The sequence below is a fragment of the Oleiphilus sp. HI0061 genome, assembly GCF_001635675.1.
Map to the genome: position 1 here is coordinate 1 of NZ_LWFE01000241.1, position 727 is coordinate 727.

Annotated in this window: 1 protein-coding gene; it reads right to left on the minus strand. The window is 46.1% G+C overall.

Annotated elements, in window-relative coordinates:
* Positions 1-58: 58 nt before the first annotated feature.
* Positions 59-727, minus strand: a 669-nt coding sequence (locus A3735_RS03000) for a TRAP transporter large permease subunit (RefSeq protein ID WP_156499358.1), incomplete at its 5' end; no start/stop codon positions are given.

Consider the following 727-nt stretch of genomic DNA (forward strand, 5'->3'; position numbering starts at 1 on the left):
CCGTTCAAGTTGCTCTAATTGCTCCTCACGTTTTGCTACGCGTTCCATTCTAGCAACCTTATTGATCGATGAATGCTAATGGAACGAAAGCAACAAGAATGAGTGTTGTACCCATAACCATAAGCGGAAGAAGTAAACGCTCGTGGCGATAATAAAAGGAATCGCCCTCTTTTAAAGCGAGACTGACTNCCTCATCACCCACAACCTGACGGGTAAGTAGGTGATTTAACGAAACCGGCGGACTCAAATAACCAAGTTCGAAAGCCATCAAGCAGGTCATCCAGAAGTGAATCGGATTGATTCCGGCAGCATAAGCAACCGGAGCAATCGTACCTGTAACCAGGATAAGCGCACCAAAGGGGTCCATTACCATGCCGATCATCACCAAAAACAGAACGAGAAACGCCATCGTGCCGTAGGTAGAGCCGAAGAATTCGGGTATCTCTAGTACGCCGCCGCCCCGTTCTATAATGCCGCCAACTGTAAACGAGCAAGCCATTAACATCAGTAAGGCGCCAATTTGTATGGATGAGTTATCTACAGAACTGGAAAAGGCTGAAGATATCGTCGGACTCGCCTTAGCACTTTCATTTCGCTGATGGAAATCCCTACTAAATTTACGTTCAAACACTAAAACTGCCATAACGATAATTGGCAGCATGACAGGTGCCGTAAATTCGTCAAGTTGAGCATCTAGCAATATGTCGTAAAGAAAGAGCGCAGCGAC